We start from the raw sequence: 4,725 nt of genomic DNA, 5'->3' as shown, positions 1-4,725 counted from the left end.
AGCTGACCAAAAGAACCCGCGTCCCATCCTTGGCAACTAGCGCATTGCTCTCTCCGACTACGAGCTTGACGCCGTGGAACTCGTGGAAGTCATTGCCTTCTAGTGGCTTCAGTCCAACAGTCTTCCTGACCAGAGCTCGACCTGCATTCAAGTCATCCAGGGCAATTTTGGTCAGTTCAAAGCACTGCGGATAGGCATTGTCATTGGCTTTCCAGTGCTCACGTAGAGCACCAAGCATCGAGTCGTAGAGAGTCATAGCCCGCTAGTCTACCGCCCCCAGTGGGCACCTATTCACAGCCCGCCCTGAGCAATCAAGGGTGGGCTTCTTCTTTACTGGGCATAGCCCCAAAGGATTTCCAATGCAAGTATCTACTGACGTTCTGGCAGTTCTCAGCGCTGCGCAAGTTGATGGCTCCAATGTTCTCCTGGCCGGCCAGCTTGACCGAGCCCTCTACACGAAGACAAATAAGGTCCTCGAAGCGGCTGGAGGCAAGTGGAACAAGAAGGCCAAGGCCCATGTGTTTGACGGCGATGCGTCAGAGCGGATCGAGCAAGTTCTTCTTACCGGGTCCATCGACATCCCCAAGGATGAATTCAACTTCTTCCCGTCGCCTCCCGCTGTCGTTGCGCGGCTGCTGGAGTTGTCCAAGATCAAACAAGGTATGCATGTGCTGGAGCCGAGTGCGGGACAAGGTGCAATAGCCTGGGCTTGTGCTGCAGAAGGCGCAGTGGTTGATTGCTATGAGATTCAGCAGGGAAATGCCTTCTCCTTAGCCATGAATGCACCTCACGAACTCGGGAAAACCACAGTCGCAGATTTCTTGACCGTTGATCCACTCCCTGTCTATGACCGCGTGGTAATGAATCCGCCGTTCTTGAAGCAGGCGGACATTAAGCATGTGATGCACGCGCATCAGTTTCTCAAGCCGGGCGGTCTGTTGGTTTCGGTCATGGCTGCAGGTGTCACATTCCGCACCGATGCCAGAACAAAGACTTTCAACCAATTTGTACAGGATCGGGGCGGCCATATTGAGGCGCTGCCAGAAAACTCGTTCAAGGCAAGCGGAACCGGCGTGAACACCGTCATTGCTGTCATCCCAGCCTAACCCCCGCCCGTCTCACCCTAGCCCGCCCTGAGCGGGCATTTCCATTTATGGAGCCCACCATGGCTGAACCTACCCCATCCTCCGCTCCCCTCAAGACTGCCGATCTTCCCCTTGCAGCACGCACCGCACCAGAGCGAATCTGGCTGGATCTGGGTGTTGAAGAAGCCGAGCAGGTCAATTTCGCAGAACTAGGCGAAGTGACATGGAGCCCTAACAACGCAACTGGCCACGGCATTGAATATGTTCGCGCAGATGCCCAGGCGGTGGCAGCACAGGCGCCCGCAGCAGTGGCTGTGCCTGATTCGCTCGCGGCCAAGCTGAAAGAGGCTTTGCAAAAGATCGTTGATGCTTGCGCAGAGATTCCAGAAGCACTGGAAGGCTACCTGGAGCCGCTGAGTAATGCAGTTTCCGATGCTCGCGACGTGCTCGAAATCACACCGCCCCCAGTCGAGTTTGAGGATCCTCGCGTTCAAGCCGTCTACAGCATCCTTTGCGGTGACGAGACTCCACCAAAGAATGAGCATTGGGAGGGGTTCATCGCACGCCGAATTGTTGACACCATCTCCGCGCCCACAGCACCCCAGGCCCAGCCCTCATTCCAGCAGCGCGTGCAACCCTGGCTCATGGAGTGCTTCGGCGAGGTGATCGCTGGAGACCGCGAGGAACGGAACCACCGCTTTCTTGAAGAGGCGCTGGAGCTGGTGCAATCCTGCGGCTGCACTGCCAGCGAAGCCCATCAGCTGGTGGACTACGTGTTCGGCCGCCCAATAGGTGAGCCAGTCCAGGAGGCAGGCGGCGTGATGGTCACCCTGGCCGCGCTGTGTCTGGCCAACGGCCTGGACATGCACCAGGCGGGCGAAACGGAACTGGCCCGCATCTGGACCAAGGTGGATGCTATCCGGGCAAAGCAAGCAGCCAAGCCCAAGCACTCGCCGCTGCCCCAGGCCCAGCCCGCTGATGCGCCCATTGCGTACCTGCAGGAAGCTGACCAGCACCTGCTGCGCCGCTTCATCAAAACAGTAGAGGACGACGATAGTTTCGACATCGGGAAAGAAGCTGTAAAGCGGCTGGCTAACCTGGGCGTTGTAGAGAACTGCGGCTTTGGCCGGTACAAGGTGACTATGTTTGGCTATTGGGTTCACGAGCACTTTTGGCACCAAAACCCATCTCTGCCTCTGAAAACCTATGCCGACCGAGACCTGGAGCGCCGCGCCGCCATGGCTGCAGCCCAGGAAGGCGGCAATGCCGCTACCGGAAAGGATGGTGCAGCATGAGCAGCCCTATCCACTTACCGCCAATCCGCCAGGATGACCCTGTGGGCCATGCCAAATACTGGTTTGGGCCTGAGCTTTGGGAAGTTCTGATCGAACAAGCAGCAAAGGTGCGACTGCATCTCCATTCAGGCTTGATGCCCGGGCTAAGTCCGCGTGCAGCTCTAATCCAGCTTCGGCACCTTGAAAACCGCAACCTGCTTGTGCGAACAGCCAAAAGACAAGGTGGACACATCATTTTCATTCTGCGCGACAAGGTTTTGCGCGACCACCTGACGAATGAAGCCGCCCAGCGCGCCCAGGCGCAGGAGGGCCAGTCCCATGGATGACATCTGGATGCTTGCTTTCATCTTCAACGGTCTGATCGGAGCTGCTGGCAACACCATGCCGCTCAAGCAGTGCGAAGCATGGGCGCGCGAGCTTGGCCCAAATTTCACATACGTGACCTGCGTCAACGTGAAAGACCCGACCTGCCGTGTCTACCGCGACCCATCAACCGAGCTGCGCGAGTGGCAGCAAGACCTGGAGAAGCGCTGCCGCAGGCGAATCAAACCACAGAAGGACAGCAACCAATGACATTTGACGACACCCCAATCAAGTGGCCCAAGGCCCGCGACGTAGGCCGTCTCGGCGACATGAGCCCCGAGGCCCATCTTCGCGTGGGCCTGGATTCTGACAACGATGTCTATGTGTCGGTTTGGGATGAAACCCAGGGCGGGTCGATTGAATTCTGCTGCCCAGGCATGGGCGGAGGCCGCTCAAGTCGCACCCGCATGGCGCTTATCGCCCTGATGGTAGCCATGGAAGCAGATAACGCAGAGTCTCCAGACCGCGACTGGTGGGCACTTCGCATGACGCCGCAACGCGCCCAGGCCAAGAAGGAGGATTGAGATGGCCGAAATGCTTGTGTGGATTCTGATCGCAACTGGCGGCGTCAGCAGTGGCAGTAGCTTCATGCAACCAATCTACTTCAAGGAAGTGAGCCAGTGTGAGCATGTTGCCAAGAACATTGGCGTCATGTTTCCTGTAAACACTCCCCGCTGCATCCAGGCGCGCATTCTTGTGCCTATTCAGCCCGCCCCCAAGGAGGCACCATGACCCCCGAAGTAATTCAAGCCATCGGCAACTACATCGTCGGCCCCATCTGCGTTGCAGCAGTGCTGATTTGGATTTTTAAGGACTAGAGCACCATGCCCGACGACAAGACAGAAGCACAGCCCGAAGCGCTGCGGCTGGCAGACAGTCTGATCGGCAACGCAGAAATCGACGAATGCGAAGGCTGCAACCCCGCTGTGGTTGCCCTGGAGCGCTCTGCCGCCGCTGAGCTACGCCGCCAGCACGCCGAGATACAGCAGCTCAAGGCCCAGCTATCAGCACGGCAGGCTGTGCCGGATGGGTGGCGAATTGCGCTTGAGCGATTAGCCGACCCGCGCAACAAGCACTTTGCAGGCGATGCTCAGATCGTGGCACGCGATGCCCTCTCAGCCGCCCCTCCCCCACCTGAGCGGGAGCCGCTGACGGCTGAGCAGATTGCGGAGCTGTTCATTGAAATGTACGGACAAGAGCCGGTTGATATTACCGAGTTCGCAGAGGTATGCGGGCGAGTTGAAGCCGCACACGGAATAGGAGCCACCAATGAGTAATTTACATACGCCAGGCCCTTGGACGAAGGCTGAGCGACTAAACGGGCCATGGTGGCATATTTCCTCGGAGCACACAGTGGACGGGAAACGCACCATAGGCGGTAGACAGGCCATAGCTTGCGTTCACGGTGAAAGCAAACGCGGAGCTCTGGCCTATGCCGAAATGTTCGAAGCAAATGCTCGCTTGATAGCAGCTTCGCCTGAATTGCTATCGATTCTCAAATCAGCATTGAAGACGGCGGAGCTTGAGAAACATGTGGCAAGGCCATGGCATGAAGAAGCGCGCGCAACCATCGCCAGGATAGAAGGAACCACCAATGACAACCCCTGACCCAAGCCGTGAGGCGTTTGAGAAGCACGTTCTCACCGAAAACGGTATCTATGTGCGCGGCATTGGCTGGATCTCCCGGAACGAACATGGTGACTATGTGGCAACGGACACCCAGCGACGCTGGCTCACCTGGCAAGCCGCCAAGGCCCACAGGTGCGCATCCAATCATACGGAGCCACATCCTCCAACACGCCACTGCATGTGCTCAGACTGTGCACCAAGCTTTAACGGAGACTCCGATGATTGATAGACAAAAGATCCTCTCAATGGCAAAGCAAGTATTGGGCGGTGACTACACGGAAAACGGTCACTGGCCGTTTTTCATAGAAGAACTGGAGCAATACACATCCGCGCTCGCGGCACTGGAGGTGAGG

9 protein-coding genes are annotated in these 4,725 nt (G+C 57.6%); 7 read left to right on the top strand and 2 right to left on the bottom strand.

The genetic code is table 11. The features are described 5' to 3' along the window. Nucleotides 1-256 (bottom strand): hypothetical protein (locus HNP33_RS20715; RefSeq protein WP_184711748.1); only part of this gene is annotated, 256 nt, incomplete at its 3' end. Between the two features lie 103 nt (nucleotides 257-359). Between HNP33_RS20715 and HNP33_RS20710 the strand changes: the two genes are divergently transcribed. Both HNP33_RS20710 and HNP33_RS21140 read left to right on the top strand, forming a co-directional pair. Beyond that, on the top strand, nucleotides 360-1,106 hold the full coding sequence (locus HNP33_RS20710; RefSeq protein ID WP_184711747.1) for a methyltransferase: 747 nt from the start codon (nucleotides 360-362) through the stop codon (nucleotides 1,104-1,106). Between the two features lie 59 nt (nucleotides 1,107-1,165). Further along, nucleotides 1,166-2,380: a hypothetical protein gene (locus HNP33_RS21140; protein WP_233464642.1), complete on the top strand. Its 1,215-nt coding sequence runs from the start codon at nucleotides 1,166-1,168 to the stop codon at nucleotides 2,378-2,380. Nucleotides 2,381-2,541: 161 nt separating this feature from the next. Here HNP33_RS21140 and HNP33_RS20700 read toward each other — a convergent pair whose 3' ends face one another. Beyond that, complete coding sequence (locus HNP33_RS20700) at nucleotides 2,542-2,700, bottom strand: hypothetical protein (RefSeq protein WP_184711746.1); 159 nt, start codon at nucleotides 2,698-2,700, stop codon at nucleotides 2,542-2,544. On the opposite strand from HNP33_RS20700, the gene HNP33_RS20695 reads away from it, so the two are divergent. From HNP33_RS20695 to HNP33_RS20675, 5 genes are all read left to right on the top strand, one after another. Next, entirely contained in the window at nucleotides 2,699-2,953 is a 255-nt protein-coding gene (locus HNP33_RS20695; RefSeq protein WP_184711745.1) for a hypothetical protein, read from the top strand. The two genes, HNP33_RS20700 and HNP33_RS20695, sit on opposite strands and share 2 nt — an antisense overlap. Then, a complete protein-coding gene (locus HNP33_RS20690) occupies nucleotides 2,950-3,267 on the top strand; it encodes a hypothetical protein (RefSeq protein ID WP_184711744.1) in 318 nt (105 codons plus the stop codon). The genes HNP33_RS20695 and HNP33_RS20690 overlap by 4 nt, the downstream gene beginning before the upstream one ends. 1 nt (nucleotide 3,268) lies before the next feature. After that, the gene (locus tag HNP33_RS20685; RefSeq protein WP_184711743.1) at nucleotides 3,269-3,475 is read left to right on the top strand and encodes a hypothetical protein; all 207 of its coding nucleotides are present in this window, start codon (nucleotides 3,269-3,271) and stop codon (nucleotides 3,473-3,475) included. A 92-nt stretch (nucleotides 3,476-3,567) separates the two neighbouring features. Then, the gene (locus HNP33_RS20680; RefSeq protein ID WP_184711742.1) at nucleotides 3,568-4,020 is read left to right on the top strand and encodes a hypothetical protein; all 453 of its coding nucleotides are present in this window, start codon (nucleotides 3,568-3,570) and stop codon (nucleotides 4,018-4,020) included. Beyond that, the gene (locus HNP33_RS20675; protein ID WP_184711741.1) at nucleotides 4,013-4,351 is read left to right on the top strand and encodes a hypothetical protein; all 339 of its coding nucleotides are present in this window, start codon (nucleotides 4,013-4,015) and stop codon (nucleotides 4,349-4,351) included. Before HNP33_RS20680 ends, HNP33_RS20675 begins: the two co-directional genes overlap by 8 nt. The last annotated feature ends 374 nt before the right edge of the window (nucleotides 4,352-4,725 follow it).

It is taken from the genome of Comamonas odontotermitis (assembly GCF_014207855.1).
Classification (GTDB): Bacteria; Pseudomonadota; Gammaproteobacteria; order Burkholderiales; family Burkholderiaceae_C; genus Comamonas; species Comamonas odontotermitis_A.
This window is presented reverse-complemented; position numbering and strand designations above follow the sequence as displayed.

Bases quoted from the DNA above. Each gene is read 5' to 3' on its own strand.
- HNP33_RS20710 (WP_184711747.1), top strand. From the start codon at position 360: ATGCAAGTATCTACTGACGTTCTGGCAGTTCTCAGCGCTGCGCAAGTT.
- HNP33_RS21140 (WP_233464642.1), top strand. From the start codon at position 1,166: ATGGCTGAACCTACCCCATCCTCCGCTCCCCTCAAGACTGCCGATCTT.
- HNP33_RS20695 (WP_184711745.1), top strand. From the start codon at position 2,699: ATGGATGACATCTGGATGCTTGCTTTCATCTTCAACGGTCTGATCGGA.
- HNP33_RS20700 (WP_184711746.1), bottom strand. From the start codon at position 2,700: ATGGGACTGGCCCTCCTGCGCCTGGGCGCGCTGGGCGGCTTCATTCGT.
- HNP33_RS20690 (WP_184711744.1), top strand. From the start codon at position 2,950: ATGACATTTGACGACACCCCAATCAAGTGGCCCAAGGCCCGCGACGTA.
- HNP33_RS20685 (WP_184711743.1), top strand. From the start codon at position 3,269: ATGGCCGAAATGCTTGTGTGGATTCTGATCGCAACTGGCGGCGTCAGC.
- HNP33_RS20680 (WP_184711742.1), top strand. From the start codon at position 3,568: ATGCCCGACGACAAGACAGAAGCACAGCCCGAAGCGCTGCGGCTGGCA.
- HNP33_RS20675 (WP_184711741.1), top strand. From the start codon at position 4,013: ATGAGTAATTTACATACGCCAGGCCCTTGGACGAAGGCTGAGCGACTA.